25 protein-coding genes are annotated in these 24,890 nt (G+C 59.1%); 6 read left to right on the top strand and 19 right to left on the bottom strand.

Features of this window, described 5'->3' with window-relative positions; all coding sequences use genetic code 11:
• Nucleotides 1–8: 8 nt before the first annotated feature.
• Together dtd and CC94_RS0115710 are read right to left on the bottom strand one after the other, a co-directional pair.
• Nucleotides 9–449, bottom strand: a complete 441-nt coding sequence (dtd, locus tag CC94_RS0115705; protein ID WP_005371337.1) for a D-aminoacyl-tRNA deacylase — start codon at nt 447–449, stop codon at nt 9–11.
• Between the two features lie 3 nt (nt 450–452).
• Entirely contained in the window at nt 453–851 is a 399-nt protein-coding gene (locus CC94_RS0115710; protein WP_005371339.1) for a gamma-glutamylcyclotransferase family protein, read from the bottom strand.
• Between the two features lie 92 nt (nt 852–943).
• Here CC94_RS0115710 and CC94_RS0115715 point away from each other — a divergent pair, with 92 nt between their 5' ends.
• Nucleotides 944–1,765: a thermonuclease family protein gene (locus CC94_RS0115715; protein ID WP_005371340.1), complete on the top strand. Its 822-nt coding sequence runs from the start codon at nt 944–946 to the stop codon at nt 1,763–1,765.
• A gap of 107 nt (nt 1,766–1,872) precedes the next feature.
• On the opposite strand, the gene CC94_RS0115720 is transcribed toward CC94_RS0115715, so the two are convergent.
• The 11 genes from CC94_RS0115720 to CC94_RS0115770 form a co-directional block, all read right to left on the bottom strand.
• Entirely contained in the window at nt 1,873–2,289 is a 417-nt protein-coding gene (locus CC94_RS0115720) for a type II toxin-antitoxin system VapC family toxin (RefSeq protein ID WP_005371342.1), read from the bottom strand.
• A complete protein-coding gene (locus CC94_RS0115725; protein WP_005371344.1) occupies nt 2,276–2,539 on the bottom strand; it encodes an AbrB/MazE/SpoVT family DNA-binding domain-containing protein in 264 nt (87 codons plus the stop codon). Before CC94_RS0115725 ends, CC94_RS0115720 begins: the two co-directional genes overlap by 14 nt.
• An 88-nt stretch (nt 2,540–2,627) precedes the next feature.
• The gene (locus CC94_RS0115730) at nt 2,628–3,188 is read right to left on the bottom strand and encodes a chorismate--pyruvate lyase family protein (RefSeq protein WP_005371346.1); all 561 of its coding nucleotides are present in this window, start codon (nt 3,186–3,188) and stop codon (nt 2,628–2,630) included.
• Nucleotides 3,189–3,194: 6 nt separating this feature from the next.
• The gene (gene recG, locus CC94_RS0115735) at nt 3,195–5,276 is read right to left on the bottom strand and encodes an ATP-dependent DNA helicase RecG (RefSeq protein WP_005371347.1); all 2,082 of its coding nucleotides are present in this window, start codon (nt 5,274–5,276) and stop codon (nt 3,195–3,197) included.
• 10 nt (nt 5,277–5,286) lie between these two features.
• A complete protein-coding gene (locus CC94_RS0115740; RefSeq protein ID WP_005371349.1) occupies nt 5,287–5,691 on the bottom strand; it encodes a RidA family protein in 405 nt (134 codons plus the stop codon).
• Between the two features lie 52 nt (nt 5,692–5,743).
• A complete protein-coding gene (locus CC94_RS0115745) occupies nt 5,744–7,912 on the bottom strand; it encodes a RelA/SpoT family protein (protein WP_005371351.1) in 2,169 nt (722 codons plus the stop codon).
• A 10-nt stretch (nt 7,913–7,922) separates the two neighbouring features.
• On the bottom strand, nt 7,923–8,162 hold the full coding sequence (gene rpoZ / locus CC94_RS0115750) for a DNA-directed RNA polymerase subunit omega (protein WP_005371353.1): 240 nt from the start codon (nt 8,160–8,162) through the stop codon (nt 7,923–7,925).
• 260 nt (nt 8,163–8,422) lie between these two features.
• A complete protein-coding gene (locus CC94_RS0115755) occupies nt 8,423–9,598 on the bottom strand; it encodes a phosphoglycerate kinase (RefSeq protein WP_005371357.1) in 1,176 nt (391 codons plus the stop codon).
• Nucleotides 9,599–9,700: 102 nt separating this feature from the next.
• Nucleotides 9,701–10,846, bottom strand: a complete 1,146-nt coding sequence (locus CC94_RS0115760; protein ID WP_245619767.1) for a lipocalin-like domain-containing protein — start codon at nt 10,844–10,846, stop codon at nt 9,701–9,703.
• Nucleotides 10,846–13,392, bottom strand: coding sequence for an FtsX-like permease family protein (locus tag CC94_RS0115765; protein ID WP_031431530.1), 2,547 nt, complete (start codon nt 13,390–13,392; stop codon nt 10,846–10,848). Before CC94_RS0115765 ends, CC94_RS0115760 begins: the two co-directional genes overlap by 1 nt.
• Complete coding sequence (locus CC94_RS0115770; protein ID WP_005371363.1) at nt 13,376–14,086, bottom strand: ABC transporter ATP-binding protein; 711 nt, start codon at nt 14,084–14,086, stop codon at nt 13,376–13,378. The genes CC94_RS0115765 and CC94_RS0115770 overlap by 17 nt, the downstream gene beginning before the upstream one ends.
• Nucleotides 14,087–14,619: 533 nt before the next feature.
• Between CC94_RS0115770 and CC94_RS0115775 the strand changes: the two genes are divergently transcribed.
• The 3 genes from CC94_RS0115775 (at nt 14,620) to CC94_RS0115780 (ending at nt 17,067) form a co-directional block, all read left to right on the top strand.
• The gene (locus CC94_RS0115775; RefSeq protein ID WP_005371365.1) at nt 14,620–16,110 is read left to right on the top strand and encodes an alpha-amylase family glycosyl hydrolase; all 1,491 of its coding nucleotides are present in this window, start codon (nt 14,620–14,622) and stop codon (nt 16,108–16,110) included.
• A 399-nt stretch (nt 16,111–16,509) separates the two neighbouring features.
• Nucleotides 16,510–16,728: a type II toxin-antitoxin system HicB family antitoxin gene (locus CC94_RS23215; protein WP_005371367.1), complete on the top strand. Its 219-nt coding sequence runs from the start codon at nt 16,510–16,512 to the stop codon at nt 16,726–16,728.
• 48 nt (nt 16,729–16,776) lie between these two features.
• A complete protein-coding gene (locus CC94_RS0115780; RefSeq protein ID WP_005371369.1) occupies nt 16,777–17,067 on the top strand; it encodes a type II toxin-antitoxin system HicB family antitoxin in 291 nt (96 codons plus the stop codon).
• 266 nt (nt 17,068–17,333) lie between these two features.
• Here CC94_RS0115780 and CC94_RS0115785 read toward each other — a convergent pair whose 3' ends face one another.
• From CC94_RS0115785 to arsC, 5 genes are all read right to left on the bottom strand, one after another.
• Nucleotides 17,334–20,069 carry a cation-transporting P-type ATPase gene (locus tag CC94_RS0115785; protein WP_031431531.1) on the bottom strand — a complete coding sequence of 912 codons (2,736 nt, stop codon included), beginning with the start codon at nt 20,067–20,069 and terminating at the stop codon, nt 17,334–17,336.
• A 234-nt stretch (nt 20,070–20,303) separates the two neighbouring features.
• A complete protein-coding gene (gene hda, locus CC94_RS21710; RefSeq protein WP_342666525.1) occupies nt 20,304–21,101 on the bottom strand; it encodes a DnaA regulatory inactivator Hda in 798 nt (265 codons plus the stop codon).
• A complete protein-coding gene (locus CC94_RS0115795; RefSeq protein WP_084675370.1) occupies nt 20,995–21,351 on the bottom strand; it encodes a DUF2069 domain-containing protein in 357 nt (118 codons plus the stop codon). Before CC94_RS0115795 ends, hda begins: the two co-directional genes overlap by 107 nt.
• Nucleotides 21,348–21,947: an NAD(P)H:quinone oxidoreductase gene (wrbA, locus tag CC94_RS0115800; protein WP_031431533.1), complete on the bottom strand. Its 600-nt coding sequence runs from the start codon at nt 21,945–21,947 to the stop codon at nt 21,348–21,350. The genes CC94_RS0115795 and wrbA overlap by 4 nt, the downstream gene beginning before the upstream one ends.
• 2 nt (nt 21,948–21,949) lie before the next feature.
• A complete protein-coding gene (gene arsC / locus CC94_RS0115805) occupies nt 21,950–22,297 on the bottom strand; it encodes an arsenate reductase (glutaredoxin) (protein ID WP_031431534.1) in 348 nt (115 codons plus the stop codon).
• 101 nt (nt 22,298–22,398) lie between these two features.
• Here arsC and ubiA point away from each other — a divergent pair, with 101 nt between their 5' ends.
• Together ubiA and CC94_RS0115815 are read left to right on the top strand one after the other, a co-directional pair.
• Complete coding sequence (ubiA, locus tag CC94_RS0115810; protein ID WP_036304499.1) at nt 22,399–23,271, top strand: 4-hydroxybenzoate octaprenyltransferase; 873 nt, start codon at nt 22,399–22,401, stop codon at nt 23,269–23,271.
• 469 nt (nt 23,272–23,740) lie between these two features.
• Nucleotides 23,741–24,073, top strand: a complete 333-nt coding sequence (locus tag CC94_RS0115815; RefSeq protein ID WP_031431536.1) for a hypothetical protein — start codon at nt 23,741–23,743, stop codon at nt 24,071–24,073.
• A 5-nt stretch (nt 24,074–24,078) separates the two neighbouring features.
• Here CC94_RS0115815 and CC94_RS0115820 read toward each other — a convergent pair whose 3' ends face one another.
• On the bottom strand, nt 24,079–24,561 hold the full coding sequence (locus CC94_RS0115820) for a hypothetical protein (RefSeq protein WP_040578309.1): 483 nt from the start codon (nt 24,559–24,561) through the stop codon (nt 24,079–24,081).
• Between the last annotated feature and the right edge of the window lie 329 nt (nt 24,562–24,890).

Raw genomic sequence — 24,890 nt, forward strand, 5'->3', positions numbered from 1 at the left:
GGGGGGCGTTACTGCGATCTGAGGGTAAAGGTGACCGGGCCGGCGTTGACCAGCGCCACCTGCATGTCGGCGCCGAAGCGCCCGAATTGTACGGAAGGATGGACGTTCAGCGCCAGAGCCTGCAGATAGCCGAACAGCTTTTTGCCGTGCTCCGGCGGCGCGGCGGAGGTGAAGCTGGGGCGGTTGCCTTTTTGCGTATCGGCGGCCAGCGTGAATTGCGGCACCAGCAGCAGGCCGCCGTCGATGTCTTTCAGGCTCAAGTTCATTTTGCCGGCCTCGTCCGGAAAAATCCGGTAATTCAGAATCCGTTCGAGCAGGCGTTCGGCCTGCTTTTCGCTGTCTTCCTTTTCGACCGCGACCAGCGCCATGATGCCGGTCCCGATCTTGCCGATGATTTGATGGTCGACCGCGACATGGGCGGTCGTAACGCGCTGGATGATCGTGATCATGCATTATTTCAGTTTATGGGAATGGTTTTGCCCTGGAACGGTAAGGTTGCCGGTGGGCCAGTTATAAAGATAAATCCAGGCTTTCAACGCGCACCCTTTGAAACGGACCGCCTGCAGCGAGCGGATGAATTCGTTCGGTTCGGGGAACTCTTCGCCGAATTCTTCGTAACGGTCGAGCAGGGGCAGTATCGCAGCGGGATCGTCAAGCCGGTAGAGCTCGCCCCGGACCCGGTGCGCGGGGTCGCCGGACGGCACCGCGCCGGGGTACGCACCGAGATCGAACAGCCGGCCGCTAAAATAGGCGAAACCGAGCCACTCGGCATTTTCGGCCAACAGCCGGGCCAGCGGATGGCGGCTTCCGCGGCGGAGCGTACCGTAAACGAATAATAAGTCGTTAATCAAAGCATTCCGACGGTTAGGCTAAAATAAGGGGACTGAAGTTTTCTTCGGGTCAACACGGTTTGGCCGGTCTTTTTCGCCTTTCAAGGAAATCCATGCGGCGTATCGTCTCGCTATTATTGTTATGCCTGGCCTATTGGGTCAACGCGGAAATCTACGGCTGGCAGGACGGCGCCGGCAACAAACATTACTCCGACCGTCCGGCTGCGGCGGCGAAAGTGCTCGACATTAAGCCGGGGTACGGTTTCTACCGGGTCAAAAAAGTGTTCGACGGCGACACGCTGATGCTCGAAGACGGCCGCAAGGTCAGGCTGCTTGGCGTGAACACGCCGGAGGTCGAGCATCGCAATCAGCCGGAACAGGCAGGCGGCGAGGAGGCGAAGCGCTGGCTCGCCGCCAAGCTGCAAAACCGCAAGGTGCGGCTGGAGTCGGATGCTGAAGCGGCCGACAAATACGGCAGGACGCTCGCGCACGTGTTTACCGATCAAAAGGAGCATATCAATCTGCAACTGGTCGAGCAAGGTCTGGCGGCGGTGAATATCTATCCGCCGAATCTGCTGTATGTCGACCGGCTGGTCGATGCCGAACGCCGTGCCGAAAAGGCCCGCCTGGGCATCTGGCGTAAATCGGAATACGAGCCGATTCCGGCCGACCGCCTGCCGGCTTCGGGCCATCCGGGCTGGACGCGGGTGACCGGGCGGGTCGTCGATTTGCGCGGCAGCCGGAAATTCGTGTACCTGAAATTTTCGGATAAGTTCGAGGCCCGGATCGAAAAGCGGGGATTGCCGATGTTTCCGGATTTAAGCCGTTATCTGGGCCGATCGGTCGAGGTGCGCGGCTGGCTGAACAAATACAAGGGCGGCTATTCGATGCTGATCCGCCACCCGAGCGCCATCGTGGGCGACTCCCGCAGTTGATCGAGCGATTGCCGAAGCGCCCGGTATTTCGGTCGGACGGGTTCTGCAAACCCGCTGATCACTTGATCCGACCGAGATTGAGCCGGCAGCAAGTCCGAATCCCGGCTTTAACTCGGCACCGTAACGTTCGGTTTGACGCCCAGTTTTTTTGCGCGCCGGGCAAAACGCCGGTCGTCGAAACTGTAAAAAATCTCGCAATGTTGGCCTGCCTTTAGATGCAAGGCATCGGCAAAATCAAGACCTTCACGGTGCAATTCCAATGCGTCGGCAATGCTGGGCCAGTTTTCGACGTTGATGTGGGAAAGCCCTAACAGATGGGTAATAACGCGCGCGAAATCGTCGCTGCCGAAACCGTAAAATGCGCGCAGCACCCATTCCAATTCCAATATTACGGTTAACGGAACGAACAAATCCGCCGATTCCGTTAGAATGCGCCGGGCAATGGGGCGTTGTCTGACTGCTTCAGGATCGTTGGGATCCTCCACGTAAAAGCGCGCCAGTATATTCGTGTCAATCGCTATCATTATCCGGCGTCTCGCGCATGGCTTGGGCGACATCGAAATCGGATAACCGTCTTTCGCCCCGTCTTTTGCAGACCAGCATGCCGTAACCTTCTTCGGCACGGCTGGGCTGGATGCGGCGCTTGACTTCGACCCGCAACGCATTGCCTTCCAGAATGAAATTGAGCTGGCAGCCGGGCGTAATGCCCATTCGCCGGCGGATTTCCGCCGGTATTACAACTTGGCCTTTATCGGAAACTGTCACTGTCGGCATGATGACTCGGTATTCTTACTTAGTAAGACGGAGTTTATCATGGTCGTTGGGATAATAGAAGGAGGTGCGACTGTACGGTATTTGCGCGTCAGATCGCCAAGGCGCCCGGCATGAAAAATTCGTTGACCAGCAGCGGCTGATGCATGATCGCGTAGACGGTCCGCCGCCCCCAGACCGGCGTCCGGATGGCGCCTAGCTCCACTGCCTTCGGGCTCCAGGCGGAAGGGCTTAGCGCCGTGACCTGAAGATCCAGCCGTTCGATATCGGGATACGAGAATATCACCTCCCCGAGCGGACGGCTGCCGAGACGAGAGAGGTTTCTGTGCGCCGACCGGATCGTCTGCTTCGGCATGATCGTGCGGGCCAGGATCAGCGGCATCCCGTTCGCGTGCAGCATCACCTCGCGGGTCATGCAGTAACGGTGTTCGGCTTGGCCGAGCAGCTTGCGTTCGCTCAGGAATGGCGTCAGCCAGCGTTGATAAACCACTTCGACCTTGACGGCACTGCCGTAATAGCTGCGCAGGCGCCGGGTCAGCGAGCCGGCTTCGTAAATCCATGAGGCGACGTTTTCGGGCAGGCGGTGGCGAAGTCCCGGACGGTTTTCCCGCCAGCCGGGTTCACGGGAGAATAACAGACTTTGGAACGGCAAGCGGGGTTAAACCTCGGCGTAATGAATGGATGCCCCGAGCCAGCGGTCGCACAGGGGTTGGACGGCGTCCGGGACCTCGTTGAAGAACCGTTCGCCGATTTGCTGGATATTATCCAGCAAATCGGCGTCCCTCGCCAAATCGGCGATTTTGAAATGCACTGCGCCGGTCTGGCGCGTGCCGAGCACTTCGCCGGGGCCGCGCAGTTCGAGGTCTTTTTCGGCAATCACGAAGCCGTCGTTACTGTCGCGTAAAATGCCGAGCCGCCGGCGGGCCATCTCCGATAACGGCGGCTGATACATCAGCAGGCAATAGCTGTCGCTGTCCCCGCGGCCGACGCGCCCGCGCAACTGGTGCAGCTGCGAAAGGCCGAGCCGCTCCGGATTTTCGATGATCATCAACCCGGCGTTCGGCACGTCGACACCGACTTCGATCACGGTCGTCGCGACCAGAAGATCGATTTGATGCTGTTTGAACGCCTGCATCGCCACGTCTTTCTCGGCCGCCTTCATACGTCCGTGGATCAGCGCGATCCGTACTCCGGACAGCGCTTCGGTCAGCATTTCCGCGGTTTTTTCGGCCGCTTCGCATTGCAGTGCTTCGGATTCCTCGATCAGGGTGCAGACCCAATACGCCTGCTTTTTTTGCGCGACCCAGCCGTTGATGCGGGCGATCACCTCATGGCGGCGGTCGGCCGGAATCACGCTGGTCACGATCGGCTTTCGGCCTGGCGGCAATTCGTCGATCACCGAGATGTCGAGGTCCGAATATTGCAGCATCGCCAGGGTGCGCGGAATCGGCGTCGCAGTCATCACCAGTTGATGCGGACGGATGCTTGACTGGCGGCCTTTTTCGCGCAGCGCCAGGCGCTGGTGCACGCCGAACCGGTGCTGTTCGTCGATGATGCAAAGCCCGAGCCGATCGAACTCGACGCCGTCCTGAAACAGCGCATGCGTACCGACCGCAATTGGGGCCGTTCCGGATTTTAAGGCTTCCAGAATCTCCTGACGTTGCCTGCCTTTCGTCTGGCCGGTCAACAGTACAACCTGGATATCGAAGTGGCTGAACCAGGCGCTGAAGTTGCGGTAATGCTGTTCGGCCAGAAGCTCGGTCGGCGCCATCACGGCGGCCTGGTAACCCGAACTGACCGCCAGCAGCGCCGCATAGGCCGCCACGACCGTTTTGCCGGAACCGACGTCGCCCTGCACGAGCCGCATCATCGGCTGGATTTTCCGGCAGCTGTCGGCAATCTCGGTGATCACGCGCCGCTGGGCACCGGTCAGCGGAAAAGGCAGGCGGCGAACGAAGCGATCGGCGGCAGCCGGATCGCCGGCCAATACGGGGGCCCGGCAGGACTGGATTTTGCTTTTCGCCGATCGGAGGCTCAGATAGTGCGAGAGCAGTTCTTCGAACGCGAGCCGTTTCAATGCCGGATGGCTGCCGTTTTGCAGTGCGGCGGAGGCGGCGGGTTCGCCCGGCGTATGCAGGGTTTGCAGCGCTTCCTGCAGGGTAGGGAAGCGCAGCTCATGTAATAGTGGTTCGGGGATCCAGTCGGTCAGCAGCCGGGCATCGTATTCGCACAATGCGAGCGCCTGTTTGACGGCTTTCCGGATCACCGTCTGGCCGAGCCCTTCGGTCAGCGGATAGACCGGCGTCAGGCGGGTCTCCAGCGAGAAACCGTCGGTGTCAGCAACGATCCGGTAGTCGGGATGGGTCATCTCCAGGCCGGCGTAGCCGTAACGGACTTCGCCGTAGCAACTGACCAGCGCGCCGGGCGCAAAGGCATGCAGCTGGCTTGCCGAATAGTGAAAAAATTTCAGCGAGATAAAGCCGGTGTCGTCGGCAATCCGGACGATCAGGCTTTTGCGTCCGCGCGGCAGGACGTCTGCGAATTCGACTTTGCCGGCGATCATGGCGGTCATGCCCGCTGCGAGCGAGCCGATCGGGGTGAGCCGGGTACGGTCTTCGTAACGCGCCGGTAGATGGAACAGCAAGTCCTGAATGACGCGGATGCCCAGTTTTTCGAAACGGCGCGCGGTTTGCGCGCCGATTCCCGCGAGCGTGGCAACCGGTTGCTGCAGACGGTTCATCGAAACACGCTCAGGAGGCGGGATATTCCTGGGGCGGCAGGCACATGATGCCGTCGATCTCGACCGGTGCGCCTTTCGGCAGCGCGGCGACGCCGATCGCGGCACGGGCGGGATAGGGTTCCTGAAAATAGCGCCCCATAATCTCGTTGACCAGCGGGAAATGCGCCAGGTCGGTCAGGTACACGTTTAGTTTGACGAAATCGGCAAACGTGCCGCCAGCGGCTTCGGCGACTGCCTGCAGGTTTTCGAAGACCTGGACAATCTGGGCTTTGATGTCGCCTTCCACCAGGGCCATCGTTTCCGGCGACAGCGGAATCTGGCCGGACAGGTAAACGGTGCGGTCGGCTCTGACCGCTTGCGAATAGGTGCCGATCGCCTGCGGGGCTTTATCGGTGCTGATGGTTTCTTTGATCATGGGGTAAAGGGGCTGGAATTTCGTAAAACTGTTTCTCAGAATCTGGATTGTATCAGGCTCTGACGCGTTCGAGTCTGACCACGATCGGCAGCTTTTTCAGCTTGCGCATGATTTCGGCCAGATGGACGCGGTTTTTGACGCTGAGCGTGATCAGGTCGACGCAGATCTTGTCGTCCTGATCGGCGACGCTGACGTTTTCGATATTCGAATTCATTTCGGAGATCGCGGCCAGGATCGTGGCCAGCGTGCCGGTCCGGTTCATGACTTCGAGACGCAATTCGGCCGGAAATTCGGTGGTCAGATCCTGGCTCCATTCGACCTCCAGCCAGTTGGCCTGCTTTTTCCGGGTGTCGCTGCTGTTATGGCACTCGTTATGATGGACGACGATGCCTTTGCCCGGATTGTAGAAGCCGACGATCGCATCACCCGGAATCGGCCGGCAGCACTTGGCCAGCGTGATGATCATGCCTTCGGTGCCCTTGATGATCAAGGGCGCGGTGCGGGCCATCTGCGTGTCTTCCAGTTTGAGCGCGCCGTGCACGTCGTCCTGGGAAAGCCGTTTGGCGATCAGGAACGGCATTTTGTTGCCGAGGCCGATATCTTCCAACAGATCGTCCAGCGACGGTTTGGCGATGAGCTTGAGCAGGTCATGAATCCGCTTTTCATCGACCTGTTCGAGATGCAGGTCCATCGCCTGCAATTCTTTTTCGAGCAGGCGGCGGCCGAGCAGGATCGCCTCCTTGCGGTTGAAGTTTTTCAGGTAGCTGCGGATGCTCGAACGGGCTTTGGCGGTGATGACGAAGTTCAGCCACAACGGATTCGGCCGTGCCCACGGGGCCGTGATGATGTCGACCATTACGCCGTTTTCGAGTTTGGTTTGCAGCGGCGCGAGCTGTTTGTCGATGCGTGCGGAGATGCATTGATTGCCGATGTCGGTGTGCACCGCATAGGCGAAATCCACCACGGTCGAGCCGCGGGGCACTTTCACGATATTGCCTTTCGGCGTAAACACGAACACTTCCTGCGGGAACAGGTCGACCTTTAGGTTTTCGATGAATTCCAGGGAATCGCCGGCCGACTTCTGGATTTCGAGGATATCTTTCAGCCATTCGTTCGCGCGTTTCTGGAATTTTTCTTGCCTGTCGTCATCGGATTTGTACAGCCAGTGCGCGGCGATGCCCGACTCGGCCATCCGGTGCATCTCGTGCGTGCGGATCTGGATTTCGAGCGGTACGCCGCCGGGGCCGATCAGGGTTGTATGCAGAGACTGATACCCGTTCGCCTTGGGCAGCGCGATGTAATCCTTGAAGCGGCCGGGTTTCGGGTTGTAGAGCGAATGCACGACGCCGATCGTCCGGTAGCAGTCGTCGATCGTGTCGACGCAGATGCGGAAGGCGTACACGTCGAAAATGTCCGGCAAGGAAATTTTCTTGTGCCGCATTTTGGTATAAATGCTGTAGAGATTCTTTTCGCGGCCGGACACCTCGCACACGATGTCGGCCTGGCTCATCCGATTTTTGACCGAGTTTTCGACCGTATTGATCGTTTTCAACCCACTGCCGCGCGTTTTTTTGACGGCCGCTTTCAGGATCGCATAACGTCGGGGGTACATGGCCTCGAAGCTGAGGACTTCGAGGTGCTGCTGGATATTGTTCATGCCCAGCCGATTCGCGAGCGGTGCGTAGATGTCCAGCGTTTCCTTGGCGATGCGCCGTTTTTTCTCGGACGGCATCACGCCGAGGGTCTGCATGTTGTGCAGCCGGTCGGCGAGTTTGACCATGATGATCCGCAGATCGCGGGTCATCGCCATGAACATCTTGCGGACGTTCTCAGCCTGGGCCTCGGCCCGCGAAATGCCGTCGATCTTGGTCAGCTTGGTTACGCCGTCGACCAGTTCGGCGACATCGGGACTGAATTCGGCGGCCAATTCGGCCTTGCTGATCGGGGTGTCTTCGATGACATCATGCAGAATCGCCGCCATGATGCAGTTGGCGTCCATCCGCATTTCGGCGAGACTGATCGCCACCGCGACCGGATGGCAGATGTAGGCTTCGCCACTTTTGCGGAATTGTCCCGAATGCGCCGCCGCACTGAATTCATAGGCCCGGACGCAGTCGTCGATATGGGGCTGGTCGAGATAGCCGTTCAGGATCTCGCACAAACGCCTGACCAGCTTGTCCTGGGGGCGTTCGAGTTCGATTGGATCGGCTATTTCCAACATACATTCAGTCTCAGAATATCGGATTCGGATCGTGATGCTCGCTGGAGCGGTGCAGAGCACCGACATTTTCCATGGTCACATGGCCCGCAGCGATCTCGCGCAACGCAACGACGGTATCCTTGTCCTTGCCGCGCGGGACGAATTCATCCGCACCGCGGCTCAACTGGCGCGCGCGTGTTGCCGCCAGCAGCACCAGCTTAAAGCGGTTCTCGACATGTTCCAAACAATCTTCAATCGTAACTCTGGCCATCGGTATCCTACTAAGTATGAGTTCAAAATCAATCCGATCATTTGACCGGCTTGACGGAGAATGGTTTTCTATTTTTTGATCAGTGCGTTACAAAACGCTTAAAGCCATTATATTAGCAATAATGGAATATTAGCAATATTGAACGCGGTTGAAAGGATAGCCCCCGCTGTTAGCCGGGGCTATGCCGATTTGCCCTTTCCCGGCATTTTTGCCGGCCGGGAAAGGCCAGGATGCAGAGCGGAGAAAATCCGCGCAGGAGATTATTCGCCGCGCGTTTTCAGGATTGCCACGGCCGGCAGTTCCTTGCCTTCGAGGAATTCGAGAAAAGCGCCGCCGCCGGTCGAGGTGTAGGAGACTTTGTCGTTGATGCCGTATTTGTCGATCGCCGCTAGCGTATCGCCGCCGCCGGCGATCGAAAAGGCAGGCGATTCGGCGATCGCTTCGGCCAGCGCCTGGGTGCCGCCGCCGAACTGGTCGAACTCGAATACGCCGACCGGGCCGTTCCAGACGATCGTTTTGGCGGAAGCCAGAATCTCGGCGTATTGCTTTGCGGTTTCGGGACCGATATCCATGATCAGGTCGTCGTCGGCCACTTCACTGACTTTTTTGACGGTGGCCGCCGCGGTTTCGGAAAACTCCTTCGCGCAGACCACGTCGACCGGAACCGGAATGTCGGAACCGTTTTGTTTCGCCATCGCGATCAGTTGTTTGGCTTCGCCGATCAGATCCGGTTCGTACAACGATTTGCCGACCGGGAAACCGGCCGCCGCGATGAAGGTGTTCGCGATGCCGCCGCCGACGATCAATTGGTCGACCTTTTCGGACAACGATTTCAGCACGGTCAGCTTGGTCGAGACTTTCGAGCCGCCGACGATCGCGACCAGCGGTTTGGCCGGGGTTTCCAGCGCGCGGCCGAGCGCGTCGAGTTCGCTGGCCAACAGCGGGCCCGCGCAGGCGACTTTCGCGAATTTCGCGACGCTGTGCGTCGAGGCCTGGGCGCGGTGCGCGGTGCCGAACGCGTCCATTACGAACACGTCGCAGAGCGCGGCCATTTTCTGGCCCAGTTCGTCCTTGTTTTTACCTTCCCCGGCATTGAAACGGACATTCTCGCACAGCACCACTTCGCCGGGTTGAATGGCGATGCCGTCGATCCAGTCTTTTTCCAGGCGCACCGGTTTGCCGAGCAGTTCGGACAGGCGGTCGGCGACCGGCTTCAACGAGGCCGCTTCATCATAGACGCCTTCTTCAGGGCGGCCGAGATGCGACATCAGCATCACCGCAGCGCCTTTTTCCAGGGCTTGCCGAATGGTCGGTACGCTGGCCTGGATACGGATATCGCTGGTGACTTTGCCGTTCTTGACCGGTACGTTCAAATCCTGACGAATCAATACGCGTTTGCCGGCCAAATCCAGATCGGCCATTCTTTTTACTGACATATTTTTCTCTCTTGGTTTTAGTAAGGGGCGAATCGGCTTATTATAAGGTATCGGAGGCGGGTTAGTCTTGTTCGCATAGATTATGCAGTTAAGGTATCTTTATCAGTATCCCGTCAATTCCACATACCCTTTTCCTTCGATTTCTTTCCCGTTCCATCGGCCCCGAACCGAAACCGCGCCTTCCCAATAGCGGTAGCTCAAATTCAGTTCCTGGTCGTTAATCAACGGCACGATTTCGAGCGAAAGCTTTTGGCCCGGCACGGAGAGGCGCCAGCGCGCAGGATAAGTGATCTTCGAGTGCGGGCTTTTCCAGTAGCCGAGTACTTCGACGACGACTTCCCGATCGGTTAAAGGTAGCTTGCTTCGATCGGCCGGAAACCAGGCGCCTGTACTGTTCGGATCGGGCCGGCCGTCCTTGCGCCGGAACCGGTAAAACATCAGTTCGCTCCGGTTATCGAGCTGCAGCGCGAACCAGTCCCAGCCCGCCTGTTCCTTGGCCAGGGCGCTCGTGCTCCATTCCCGGTCCATCCAGCTTTCGCCGGTGACACGGTGGCTTTTGCCGTCCGCGGTGATGATGCCTTCCGTAGTGATGCGCGGATAGGAATAGTAATAGGAGGCATTGCCGGGCTCCGCGCTTTTCTGGCTCAGGCCCCTGTCGCCCTGCAGTACGGGAGAATCTTGGGTTTTCAGATTCAGGTCGAGCGCATGCGCTCCGCTTCCGGCCTGCAGGCGAATCGGAAAACCGTCGTTATTCCGGCCCTCGGCTTTCCAGTCGTACAACCAGACATGGTAGCGCTCGTTGCGTGCGCCGGCGAGTCCGCTTGCGGCCCGGCTGAAGCGTTCGTCGGCAAGAAAGCGCCCGGTTTCCGCATCGGTTAGCGCGAAGTGTGCCATATACAGTTGGTTGGTGCGCCAGGCCGATGTCGATGCCGGCCGGTGCGGCGTCAGCGCAAAGCGGAAAAAAGTCAGCTCGTAGCCGAACTGGCGCCCGCCCCCGGTCTGCAGGTTGCCGGTGAAATACCACCATTCGGTCCGGAAGCGCTCGTGCGGGCCGAAATCGTCGGGAAAAGAAAAAGGACGAGGCCGGTAAGCCCGCTCGAAGCCCGGATCGCCGGAAGTCAGGGTATCGCTGAACGCATCGTCTTGCGGCGGCTCGACAGCGGCCGGATCTTTGTAGCGGAACGTCATCGATCCTCCCCCGGCCGCCAACGCCAACGCGATCGGCAAAATCCACAGGCGCCCGCTCATCATTCCGTCCTCAACGCTTCCGTGGGGTTGATCCGCGCCATTTTACGGGCCGGCCACAGGCCGGCCAGAAGCGCGGCGCCGAACGCCAGCAGCAGGCCGTACAGCAGTATTTCCGGGTGGAAATGAAACGCCATCGTCCAGCCGAAGGAACGCCGGTAGATTACGAAAATCAGTTCGTACGCTACCAGGCCGCCGACCGGCAGCGCGAAAAGGCCGGCGCAGAGTCCCATCAGTCCGGTTTCGGCGGCGATCAGGCGGTACAATTGTCCCGGCGTCAGGCCGATCGCGCGCAGAATTCCGATCTGGCGGGCGCGTTCCAACTGCAGGGCCGTCAATGCGCCGAACACGCCGATCATCGCGATTCCGGCCGCCAATCCGCGCAAGGTTTCGGTGATCGTGAAGGTTTGCTCGAAAACATGCATCGACGCCTCGTAGATGACGCGGGCCGATCGCAGCGTCTGCCCGGCGGAGAGTGTGCGGCGGATCGATTTTTCCAGTCCGGTTATATCGGCCTCTCTCCGGGCGTAAACGCCGATCCCGGTAAAACCCGGATCCGGCCAGTGTCGAAGATATTGCCGGCGGCTCATTGCGATGTGCCCCCGGTCGCCGCTGTAGTCGGCATAAATGCCGATCACTTGATAGATGACGTGACCTGTGGGTGTCAGGAAGGTCAGCGTGTCGCCGAGCTTCAGCCGGTGGTGATAGGCGAAAGCCTCGGTGACGAGAATGGCCGGTTCCAGCTCGAACCGTTCCCAGACCGAATCGCTTGCCTGCAACAGCAGAAAGCCGGCATGGGAACGCGCAGTCAAATCGAAAACCGTAGCCGGAACCGGGCCGGTTGGCGCCGGCAACGAGGTGCGCAGGACGCTGCTCGTCACATCGACCCCGGGCAGCGCTTGGATGGCCGCTTTCAGTTCGCGATTTTTGGCCGCCTTGCCGGGGGCGGCCGGGTTGCCGGTCAAGGTTACGTACAGGTCGCCCTGCAGGCTGGTTCGGATCCAGTCCGACACGGTCTGGCGGAAACTGGCGATCATCAGGTCCATCCCGATCGTCGCCGCGACCGCGATCATCAGGGCCGCCATCGCGATACCGGTGCGGCTGATCTCGGCCGAAATCAGCCGCACCGGCAGGCGGCCGATAATGCTCCGGCTCTCGACCAGCCGGCCGATCCCTTTCATCATCCCCAGGGTCGCTGCCGGCGTCAGCAGCGCAAAGCCGGCCATCAAGAGAAAAATGCCGGCCAGACTGAAACGGATGCTGGATTCGGAGAGTTCGATCACCGTCAGCCCCGAAGCGATCAGCAGCAGCCCGAGTCCCAAGCCTAGCCGGACCAGCCGCTTCGAACCGGACTCCAGCCGGGAGCGCGTCAGCGCGGCGGCGGGCGACACCTGCGTCGCTTCGAAAGCGGGAGGCAACACGGCCAGCAGGCTGGCGCCGATACCAAGCGCGGCCGCTTTAAAGATTTGTTCCGGAGCGATCAGCAAAGTACCGGAGCCGGTTGCGAAATAAACGCTGCTCAGCGTGGCCGAGACCGAGGGCAACAAAAAACCGCCGATTCCGATCCCGGCGAGCGTGCCGAGGAGAGTGCCGGTCACCGCCAGCAGCAGGGCTTCCTGCAGAATTAGTCCGAAGATTTCCCGGCGCGTGACGCCGAGCGCGCGCAGGATGCCGATCAGTCCGCGCCGCTGTACGACCAGAAAAAGCATCGCGTTATAGATCAGGAAAAGCCCGACCAGCAGCGACAACAGGCCCAAGGCTTTCAAATTGACCGAAAACGCCTCCGTCATTTCGCGGGCCGCTTGCGCCAGCGTTTCTACCGCAGCAATCCGGAGGCTTGCGGGCAGGGCGCGGCGGATTCTTTCCGGAACCGGCCCTTGCTCGGCGCCTTCGGGCAGCATCAGTTCGATCCGGCTGAGCCTGCCGTAGAGCCCCGTCAGTTCCTGGACGGTCGCGATGTCGGCGACGATCACTTTGTCGAGCAGCTGTTCCGCAACGGCATCCGGAGCCTCGATCAGGCCGATTATCGTCAATACATGAAGGCCGGTTGCGGTCCGGATCGGAAAAGTATCGCCGGCAGCCGCGTTCAGGCGCCGGGCGGTCCGTTCGCCGATCAGCACGCCGTTGGGCTCCGTCAGCAGTTTCCGCAAGAGCCGGCCGGAGTCGCCGCCAGCCGGCTGTTTCTGCCAGGCAGCCCGAAAGTCTTTTTCGATCAGGGGATCGATGCCGTACAGCGTGTAACGATCGTCGGAGTCCTGGGCGAGGGCGACATCATCGCGGATCAGGGGCGCCATGTTCCGGATGCCCTGCTCGACGCGCAGCCGGGTATAAAGTCGTTCGTCCAGCCCTTCGTCCTCGCCGATCACATGTGTCGCCCGTCCGGACACCGCTTCGCCGGCCAGTTCGAACGAGCGGAATGCGCTGTCCAGCGCCAGGTCGACCGCGATGACGACGGCTACGCCCAGCGCGATGCCGAGCAGGGCCAGAACCAACTGGCCCGGGTGGCGAAACAGGTGGTTGCGGCTGCTGCGCCTAAGCAGGCCGGCCATCGTCCCGCTCCACCGCTTGCAGCTTGCGGTCGCCGATCGCGTAAAGCCGATTTTCCTTGCCGATCGTTTCCGGGCTGTGGGTCACCATGATCAGGGTCTTGCCGGCGCGCTGCACCAGTTCATCCAGCATGGCGAGGACGGTTCTGCCGGTGTCGAGGTCCAGGTTGCCGGTCGGTTCGTCGGCCAGGATCAGGTCGGGATCGTGGATCAGCGCCCGCGCGACTGCGACCCGCTGCTGTTCGCCGCCCGACAGTCGGTCAGGATACGCGCCGCCGTGCGCTTGCAGCGCCAATTTATCCAGCATGTCGGCGACTTTGAGCCGCTCCTGCCGGGTGATGCGTTTCCAGGTCAGTTCCAAAGGCAGCAGTAGGTTCTCTTCGACCGTCAGCGTCGGGATCAGGTTGTAATTCTGGAAAATGAAGCCGATATGGCGGCGGCGGAACAGCGTGCGCCGATGCTCGGACTGGCGGGTCAGATTGACGCCGTTCGCGATCACTTCGCCGCTGTCCGGCCGGTCGATTCCGGCGATCAGGTTCAGGAAGGTCGATTTGCCCGAGCCGCTGCGGCCCAGCAGCACGATGAATTCGCTCTGCCGCACGTCGAGGTTCAAGTTTTCGAAAATCACGCGCCGCCCGCCGGGTTCGGGATAACTCTTGCGTAACTGCTTGAGCTGGAGGACGCAATGGCTCGGCATGATGATCCCCGGATGAAAAGCGGGCGAATGAAGCTGAATGCTGATTCGACAAGCACCGTGCGAAAGGTTCAACTCAGGATTCGGCAGGACAAGTTTCCCTGGCGGACGTAGTGTCTGGCCTTGTAATATTACATAATTTTATTATATGTTTTTACGATAAGCGCTTTACGTATAAAATGACCGGGCAGGCTTCATCATGCCTGCTTCGCACGGTGAGCGGCGCGCTAATCCATTCGCCGTGCGTCGCCGGCTGTCGGCCGAGCGGTTAATGCATTCGATTCGAACAAGTCCCGTTAGTCAATAGGCCAACCCATCTTGCTTCTTGTGATTTTGAAAGATCCGAATCCCTATCATTTCTTTGGTCTTCCATCTGTATAAGCGAAGCGCACTTGTGCTCTCCGGGGTATCCGGCGATTGCGCGGTGGATGCGCTACGCTTGTCCACCCTATAGCCAGGGTGCGTCAGAGTCTCCGAAGACCGGCAAAAACGATTTCCTGAAGAAGAAACACACCACCTAAACCAAAAGAGACTTTATGAATTCCTGGACGAAATATCCGCAGATTTACGAAATCAATACCTGGGTCTGGCTGGAGGAGCTCAGCCGAAGCGCCGGCCGGCCGGTCACCCTGGCTTCGGTCCCCGATATCGAGTGGGACAGCATCGCCGCCCTCGGCTTCGATGCGGTCTGGCTGATGGGCGTGTGGGAACGCAGCCCGATGGGCAGAACGATCGCGATGGCCGATGAATCCTTGCGGGCGGATTTCCAAGCCGCTTTGCCGGATTTCAAAGAGGCGGATCATGTCGGCTCGCCTTACTGCATCAGGCGCTACCGCGTTGACGAGCATCTGGGCGGGCCGGATGCCCTGGCCGTTGCCAGAGCCGGAATGGCGGCGCGCGGTCTGCGCCTGATCCTCGACTTCGTTCCCAATCATGTCGCACCGGACCATCCCTGGCTGGCCGAGCATCCCACCTATTTTATCCGCGGCGGCGACAAGGATCTCAGCCGGGACCCGGCCTCCTTCATCGACATCGGCGGCAACATCTTTGCCTGCGCCAAGGATCCTTGCTTTCCCGCATGGGCCGACAGGGTCCAACTGAACGGTTTTCATTCCGGCTTGCGTGCCGCCGCCGTCGAGACCCTGAATGCGGTCGCCGCTCAGTGCGACGGCGTGCGCTGCGACATGGCGATGCTGTTGCTCGATTCGGTTTTCGAGGAAACCTGGGGGCCGCGCGCGGGCGACAGGCCCGCAACCGAATATTGGGGCGAAGTGATACCGGCCGTCAAAAAGGCTCATCCCGGCTTCCTGTTCATCGCCGAAGCCTACTGGGACAAAGAATGGGAGTTGCAGCAGCAAGGCTTCGATTTCTGTTACGACAAACGCCTGTACGATCGGCTGGCCCACGAGCCGGCGGAAAGCGTGCGGCTGCATCTGCGCGCCGACCGCGCCTATCAGGACAAACTGGTCCGCTTCATTGAAAATCACGGCGAGGCCAGGGCCGCCGCCGCTTTCAATCCGGAGAGGCAGCGCGCCGCCGCGGTCGCCGCGCTGACCTTGCCCGGCGCGCGTCTGATCCACGAAGGCCAGTTGGAAGGCCTGCGCGTTCGTTTGCCGGTATCGTTGGGGCGCCGGCCGGAGGAAGCTCCGGCTACCGATTCGCTGGCGTTTTATCTGCAATTACTCTGCGCATTGAATGAGGGCGACTTCATGCAGGGCGACTGGCAGCTCTGCGAGTGCGGCGGCTGGCCGGACAATGCGACCTGCAACAATCTGGTGGCCTGGACCTGGGCCACGGAAAACAGCCGTTGCCTGATCGTAGTGAACCTGTCCGAAACGCAAAGCCAGGGCCTGGTAAAAATCGCCTGGCCGGGACTCAATGACGGGGTTTGGCGGCTGAACGATATTTTCCAGTCGACAAGCTTCGAACGCGATGGGGCGGAGCTGCAGAACGAAGGCTTATACGTCGACCTGCCGGCATGGGGATTTCATTTTCTGGCCGCAGAGCGGGGCAATAATGGCCGATGAACGTCGGCCTTCAAACCGGTAGAACCGTAGGGCGCAATAGGCGAAGCCGCATTGCGCCGCATGAAGGCATCGCATCCGGCGGAATGGGCTGCGCTATTCCGCCTTCCGTGAGGCTTTCCGAACCGCATTTTTGGAGCGGGCTTGCGGCAAAGCCCGCCTTTTTCGGTTGCCGGGCTTCGCTCGTCTTGGCGGGCGCAAATGGCGCAGAGCAAGCGAAGCAAATTGCGGACATTGAATACGGGCATCTACGTACGCGCCCGCCCGTATTTCGGTCGTGCCGATTCCTCTGTAATATGACGCCAAAAGAAGCTGGCTGATCGTCAAGACCGATGCCGCTTTTATTAAGGAGAGGAAAAATAGGAGATTTTTTAACCAAACCCCTGTTTAAAGTCGCACGAAATGAAATTAGCAGCCGTTATTCAACCGACCCGTCAAGACATTACCAAGCGTTTCTCGGCTTATTGCCCGGACATTCCGGGTTGCATAGCGCATGCCCCGACGCCGGAAAAAGCGCTCGAAGCCCTGAAAATCTGCGTCATCCGTCATATAGACAGCCGGAAAGCACTCGGACTTGACTCCATCGAGAACCATTCGCAAGTACAGGTTTTAGAGGTTTGAGTTCGTCATTGCCGATGCACAAGTCAACAACACGCTTAACGAAATAACATGAATACGAGATTTTTTATCGCCATTATCCAGCTGAGCAACCGGGGATTGGCAAAGAATTATTCCGCTTATTGTCCGGACCTGCCCGGTTGCGTCGCCTATGGAGCGACGGAAGAAAAAGCCCTGGCCGCTCTGCAATCTACCCTTGCTCAACAGATAGGACGGCTTGGCGAACTTGGGTTCGAACCGCCAACGCCGGCTTGCACTGTTAAGATCCTGCAGATAGGAACGCAGGAAAAAGAGCGGAATGTGCCGGAATTTGCAAATTTGAACAGTATGTACGTGCATTAGAGCATTTTTGCTTTGGGTATATGGCCTTCGTAAGGAAAACACGTCATCCCGGCAAGCCCTGACCGGGGCAGGGTCGTAGGATGCGGTGAGGAACGAACCGCATCGTTCGCGATTGGCATCGTTCACGATTGAGGCGGTTTCTATCGTCACCGCATCCTACGACCCTACAGATGACGCGGCATATTTCCGTGAACATCAAAGATGGCCTTGCCGTGTTGCGGGCTTTGAGAAGGTACGCGCAGCGTACCCTATATCGGAAAGTCATTTTACCGGCGGACGACGGCAACGCCAACGAAGAGCCAGCGAATCACGGCTTTTTCCAATTCCGCGGCGACAAAGATGAAAAAGCCGACGCAGGCGACTTTCAGCCATTCGTTCGGAGACAGGCCGGTCGATCCGAACAAGGCCTGCATGGGGCCTGTATGGGCGTAAGCGATCTGCAATGCCGCACAGGCGGCGATCGCGATCAGAACGTAGGCGTTTCCGAACAATCCTTCAAGCGACAAGACGGATTTGTAGATGTAGCGGCTGTTGATCAGGTAGAACATTTCCGCGCCGACCACGGTGCTGACCGCCATGGTGCGCGCGGTTTCCAGGCTGGATCCCCGCTGCGTTTCCCAGAGGAAAAGGCCGAGCGCGCCGATCATGAACAGCGTGGAAACCATCAGCACCCGCCAGGCGAAAAACCAGGAAAGCAAAGGTTCCTTGGGAGCGCGGGGCTTTTTGAGCATGACGTCGCGCTCGGGGCGCTCGAAGGCGAGCGCGAGTCCCAGGGTACTGGACGTGACCATGTTGATCCAGAGCACCTGGGCCGGGGTCAGCGGCAGGGTCAACTCGAAGAAGATGGCCGCCAGTACGACAAGGGCTTCCCCGCCGTTGGTCGGGAGCATGAACAGGATGAATTTCTGAATATTGTCGTAAATGCCTCTCCCCACGTAAACGGCGTTGCCGATCGTGGCGAAATTGTCGTCGGCCAGCACCATGTCCGATGCCTCCTTGGCTGCTTCCGTCCCTTTCAGGCCCATCGCGACCCCGACATCGGCCCGCTTTAGCGCGGGCGCGTCGTTCACGCCGTCGCCGGTCATCGCCACAACCTGACCCGCCGCCTGCAGAGCCTCTACCAGGCGCAGCTTGTGTTCCGGGCTTGCCCGCGCGAATACGTCGACCTCCAGCACGACTTCCTGCAACTGCTCGTCATTCAGGGCTTCGATCTGGGCTCCGCTCAAGGTCGGTTTGCCGAGGCCGATGCCGAGCCGCTCGCCGATCGCCTGTGCCGTATCGACATGGTCGCCAGTGATCATCTTGACGCGGATGCCGGCGCCGACACACGTTTTCACCGCAGCGATCGCTTCTTCCCGGGGCGGATCGATGATTCCGGCCAGAGCGAGCAGAGTAAAGCCGTTTTCCAGATCCGCAAAACTGACCTCGCGCTTGGAATCCTCGACTAATTTTCCGGCAATCGCCAGGACGCGCAAGCCGTCGGCGGCGAATGCCTGCGCGCGGCGAAGCCAATAGCCGGTATCCAGCGTGGTCTGGTTCTGCTGGAGGCCGCCCTGGCGGTCGCACATTTCCAGAATGCGCTCGGGAGCGCCCTTGACGAAAATGAGGCCGTTGTCTTTATGGTCGTGGTGGAGGGTCGCCATCAGCCGGTGTTCCGATTCGAACGGGATGGCGTCGGTACGCGGCCGCTTTTCGCGCTCCCAGGCAGGATCTTTGCCGGTTTTGACGGCGAATGCGAGCAGGGCGCCCTCGGTCGGATCGCCTGCCAGTTGCCAGGACTCATCGGCATCCCGGTGCAGTTGCGCGTCATTGCATAGCGCGGCGGCGCGGGCAATTTCCTCCAGTTCCGGGCAGTTGTCGGCGGTGACCGCGGCGCCGTTCAGATAAACCCCGCCGTCCGGCTCGTAACCCACGCCGCTGACAGTGAAAACATGATCCGCGGTGGCGAGCTTTTGCACCGTCATTTCGTTCCGGGTCAGCGTACCGGTCTTGTCGGAACAAATGACCGTGACCGAACCCAGCGTTTCCACCGCCGGCAGATGCCGGATGATCGCATGGCGTTTCGCCATCCGGCGCATCCCGAGCGCCAGCGTGATGGTCATGATGGCGGGCAGTCCTTCGGGGATGGCCGATGCGGCGAGAGCCACCGCCATCATGAACATTTCTTTAGGCGGATGTCCGTGCCACAGCACGCCGACAATAAAGGTCGCGATGGACAGCAGCACAATCGCCAGTGCCAGCCAGCGGCCGAATCTGTCGATCTGACGCAGCAGCGGCGTGGTCGTGCTCCGGACCTGTCGAAGCAGCGAGCTGATCCGTCCCAGTTCGGTGCGAAGGCCGGTGGCGACCACGATAGCCGACGCCTGCCCGGAGGTGACCAGGGTGCCGGAAAAAAGCATGCAGAAACGCTCGCCCAGCGGGGCGTCATTCGGGACCGGGCCGGCTGTTTTTTCGACCGCTTCGGATTCGCCGGTCAATATCGCCTCGTTCACCCGCAAGCTCTTACCGGTGATAAGCCGGAGGTCGGCCGGCACTTTGTCCCCGGAAGCCAGCGTCACGATGTCGCCCGGCACCAGTTTTTCGGCTTCGATTTCCAGGCGCTTGCCGTCGCGAATGACTGTCGTATGCAGGGAGAGCATGCCGCGAATCGCGTCCATCGCCTGTTCCGCTTTGCCCTCCTGGATAAAGCCGATGATCGCGTTGACAATCACCGCGGCCAACAGGACGCCGGTGTCGACCCAGTCGCCCAGCATGGCTGTCGTGCCGGCGGCCGTCAGCATCACATAAATCAGAATATTATGGAACTGGAGCAGAAAGCGGATGAAAGCGGAACGCTTGGGCGGCCGCGGCAGGCGGTTACGTCCGTATTGTTTCAGCCGCGCGCGCGCTTCGCCGGAAGACAAGCCGTGGTGCTTGTCCGAACTCAGGCGCGCGACCGTGTCGGCGGCGGCAAGCGTGTGCCAATTCGTCGCTCGTTTATTGGCAGTTTTTTGCTTAGGCATATAGGATCCAGGATTGAGCTGACAATGATTAACCGATTCTACCCTCTCCAGTCCGCCCGGCAAAAGGTATTGTTCCAGGCGCAGGATGGGATAATCACTTTATCGACCGGAATTTTAGCGGTATGTTGACTTTGAAGATGAAAAATAAGGGCGAATGCGGGGGGAAGTTTCCCTTATAACCGGAAAGATAAGCCCGACCGGAGTCAGGCCGTACCGGCCTTTAGCGGCGCTTCCTCAATCGAGAATCTGTTTCAAAAACGGGATGGTCAATTTGCGCTGCGCGGACAGCGAGGCTTGGTCGAGCCGGTCGAGCAGGCGCCATAAGGAATTCATGTCGCGGTTGGCGCGGCTCAACAGGAAACGCCCGGCCTGCGGCGAGATTTCCAGACCCATGCGCCGGGCTTTATAAATCAGCGCGGCGGTCTTTCCCGTGTCGTCCGGCGTTTGGATTTTCAGACCGAGCCCCCAGTTCAGCCGCGTTTTCAAATCGGGCAGTTGGATGGGCAGTTCTTTCGGAGCGGTGCGGGAAGAAACGATCAGCTTATGCCCCAAATCCCGGTGCCGGTTGAAGAAGTTGAACAGGGCCTGCTCCCAGTCGGCATGGCCGGCGATCGCTTCCACGTTGTCCAGACAGACCAGTTCGAAGGCTTCCAGGTCGTTGAACAGGTGTACGGAAGATCCGGCGGCCAGCGCCAGATCGAAATAGAAGCACGAAAGCTTCTGCTGCTGCGCTTCATGGCAGCAGGCGTGCAGCAAATGGCTCTTGCCGAGGCCTGTTTGTCCCCAAAGGAAGATAAACGCTTCGCCGTTGCCCGCAACGCACTGCTGCAGATGATTGACGACGGACGAATTGGCGCCCGGAAAAAATCCTGGAACGTTTGGTTGGCCCTGAACACAAACTGCAACGGCAGTTGCTTCGCCATGCTCACTGCGCTTTCCTGTTGAAACGGATCGCGAGCGCGGAACCGAAGAACAGCAACAGGCTGAACAGCATCTCGGCCGCAGCCAGATGACGGGCGCCGGCATTGGCATACGCCTCGACCGTGCCGTGCACGAAGTACGGCAGGCTGAGGAAGCCGGCCCACGCGTGGCTTCTGGGGTTGAAGGCCAGCAAACCGCGGAGCGGCGGCAACAGCGGCGTTACCGTCACGACCAGAATCAGCGCCACGGGAAACCGGGTTGATGCGGCCAGTACGGTAGGCCACAGCATCATCAGCGCAAACAGCCCGAAATAGCCGGCGAGCGCCAAGTAGTGGAAGAAAATCGGCCGGCTGCTGATCAAATCGGCATTCCCGCTTTCAGCGTTTTCGCGGTGACGGCCAGACGCTTGCCCAATGCCCGGCACAAGGTTTTTTCGTGATCGGTCAACGCGGCATTTCGCTCCGTCAGATGACTCGGCCCGTACGGCGTGCCACCCGAGGCGGTTTCGCGCAAGGCCGTCTCGGTATACGGCAGGCCCAGGAGGAGCATGCCGTGATGCAGCAAGGGCAGCATCATCGAAAGCAGCGTGCTTTCCTGGCCGCCGTGCAGGCTGCCGGTCGAGGTGAAAACGCCGGCTGGCTTGCCGGCCAGGGCGCCCGAAAACCAGATCGGGGTCGTGCCGTCGAGAAAATATTTCAACGGCGCGGCCATGTTCCCGAAATGGGTCGGGCTGCCCAGGGCGAGGCCGTCGCAATGTTTCAGGTCGTCCAGCGTCGCATACAGCGTGCCATGCGCCGGAATCCGTTCGGCGGTTTTTTCGCAGACCGCGGACACGTCGGGCACGGTCCTGATCACCGCTTCGGCGCCCTCGACCGCATCGACGCCGCGCGCGACCTGCATCGCCATGTCGGCGGTCGCCCCGTGCCGGGAGAAATACAGCACCAGGATCCTGGCCATCGTTACAGAATCGCGAGCACGTTTTCCGGCGGCCGGCCGATCGCGGCCTTCTCGCCGGCCACCACGATCGGGCGTTCGATCAGGATCGGGTGCTCGACCATCGCGCGGATCAGGGTTTCCCTGTCCAGCGATTTGTCGAACAGGTCGTATTCGTCGTAGGGCTTTTCTTTTTTGCGCATCAAATCGCGCGGCTCGATGCCGAGTTTTTGCAGAATCCGGTCGAGTTCTTCCGCGCTTGGCGGCGTTTTCAGATATTCGACAATTTCGGGTTCGATGCCCTTGTCGCGCAACAGTTGCAGCGTTTCGCGGGATTTGCTGCAACGCGGATTATGATAAATTTTAACCTTCATAACGGCGGCCTCCGGCGCTTCGGCGCGCTTTCCAATAAAGAAGTTATAATAACATTTCTCGTCAAAACTCTCGCTGAAAAAGGGGTCATTTCTTGTCCGCACTGATTTCGGATCGTATTTGCGATCGCGCCAGACAATACTGGCTGCTTGCCCGGTTTGACCGTCCGATCGGTACATTGATTCTATTATGGCCGACGCTGTGGGCGCTGTGGATTGCGGGAAACGGCAAACCGGATGCGCTGGTATGCGCGGTATTCGTGCTGGGCGTAGTGCTGATGCGGGCCGCCGGCTGCGTGATCAACGATTACGCCGACCGCGATTTCGACCCGCACGTCGAACGCACCCGGCAGCGCCCGATCGCGTCCGGCCGCGTCCGGCCGAAGGAAGCCCTGATCCTGTTCGCGGTTTTGTGCCTGATTTCGTTCGGACTGGTTCTGCTGATGAATCGGTTCACGATCGGGCTGTCTTTCATCGGCGCGTTTCTGGCCGCCAGCTATCCGTTCATGAAGCGCTTCACGCATCTGCCGCAGGCCTATCTGGGAGCCGCGTTCGGCTGGGCGGTGCCGATGGCGTTCGCCGCGCAATTGAATGCGATTCCCTTGACCGGCTGGCTTTTGTACTTGGCCGTGCTGCTCTGGGCGCTGGTTTACGACACGATGTACGCGATGGTCGACAAGGACGACGACCTGAAAATCGGCGTCAAATCGACCGCGATCCTGTTCGGCGCCTATGACCGGCATATCATGGGCGCGCTGCAGATCGTGATGCTTGCCTTGCTGATCGCCGTCGGGCGCATGCAGGAACTGGGCATTTTTTATTACGCCGGGCTGCTGGTAGCGGCAGGGCTGGCGGTTTACCAGCAGAAACTGATTTTCCGCCGCGAAAGGGCGCTCTGCTTCAAGGCGTTTTTGAATAACAACTGGTTCGGGCTGGCGGTTTTTATCGGCTTGGTGCTGGATTACCGGTTTGTTTAGGATTGGATCGATTAACTTCTCCTCATAGCTCCTGCGCTTTGCGTGGGAACCTGGCCCCCGAACCGCAGAGTGGTTCGAACGGCGTTCTCATCGTGATACAGCCTTGTCTAGGCTACGCGAAAACCCTCCACGGCGGGTGGGGTGCTCCGAAGAGTGGATTACCGCTGTAGGGTGCGCTGTGCGTACCATGAGGAATGAAAAGGTACGCACAGCGTACCCTACGGAGCTTGCAAAATAGGGATTGTATTGAAAGAGCGTATCTATCCCATTGTTGCCACCCGAAGCGTCTCATGTGCGCGCAACGCGGGGGGACGATCGGGCGGCCTGCCGGGAGGTTATTTTTGCCATGTCTTAGAGGGAATGGCGGGAAGGATTGAGGAACCCTGAATAAAAGCCCTTCTCTCTATCCTAATTTAATCAACAAACGACTACAATTTCTCGAGACGTAATATCGATGACAAGGAATAAAATGAATAAGAAAAACTTAGTGTTTATTGCGGCTTTATGTATCGATTTATCGGCATGTACCGGCGAGAATCGCGATACGTACCAGGTTAAACCGGTCTTCGTAAATAGCTGTATCAATCAGGAGAGCTCCACGCGCCCCGCGGAACAGGCCAACTCCTATTGCAATTGTGTGGCTGATGCGGTTTTCAGCAATAGCGATATTTCCGACGAAACCAAGAAACTTATGCCCACGCTCGGCGATAAGGAAAGTCAAATCTACCGGCAAAATGATGTGGCCTTGGTCAGGGGCGCGCTGATGTCTTGTTATACCTCTAATTTTTATAAGAAAAAATAATCGGTTCAGAGCGGGAAAATGCGCCGATGCCGTAGCCGTAGGTTGGGCTGAATGCAATGAAGCCCAACAATTGATGCTTTCCACCTCGGCGCATTTTCCGGACTCCGGTAAGGAATCTGACGCCTTAAGCCAAAAGCTGCCGCATCATATTTGGTCCCGATGCCTGCGCAACTCTTTATGCCGGCACAGGTAATCAAGGGATCGTTACGGCGATGCTTCAAAAGTAGGATGGAATAGAAGCGGCTGTCGGACGTCACCAGGCTCAGTACGTTCCACCAACCATCGTACTGCGGATATTTTCGCGTCAATGCCATCGGATTATAGGCCTTGACATTGTTAGGCATCATGGCCGAGAAAGTTTGTTTCACCGTCGAATTCGGCGGCTGGGTCTTACCCACGCTTTCTATGGTTCCGATGTGGCCGACTTGCCTGCCTGTGTTGTCGGTCCAGGCGGCGATATAGCAGCCGCTCATGAATCCGGTCAGCACATCGTTAGTCGAACTGATTTTGGCGGTGCGCCCGTGAATGTAGCATAGCCAATCGTGATGTATCGCCTAGTTTTTCGTTAACCCCAGGCTCCTGAAACGATTCATGGTGCTCGTATCGAAGTGGAAAGGATCCAGATCCTGAAAAGTCATGACCGACGGAGTCGGCGGGCTCACGGTTACGATTCCGTCTTTAGGTTGCGTGGTAATCGCTTGGGGCGGGGCCCAACTGAATGCAGCACCCGGAAAAAAATATCGCTCAATCATAAAACTATAACCTTTGCGTTGATAAGTGAATGTCTAACGGAGGTAAGAGCGGTCGACTTCATGCC

The sequence above is a fragment of the Methylomicrobium agile genome (genome assembly GCF_000733855.1).
Lineage (GTDB): Bacteria > Pseudomonadota > Gammaproteobacteria > Methylococcales > Methylomonadaceae > Methylomicrobium > Methylomicrobium agile.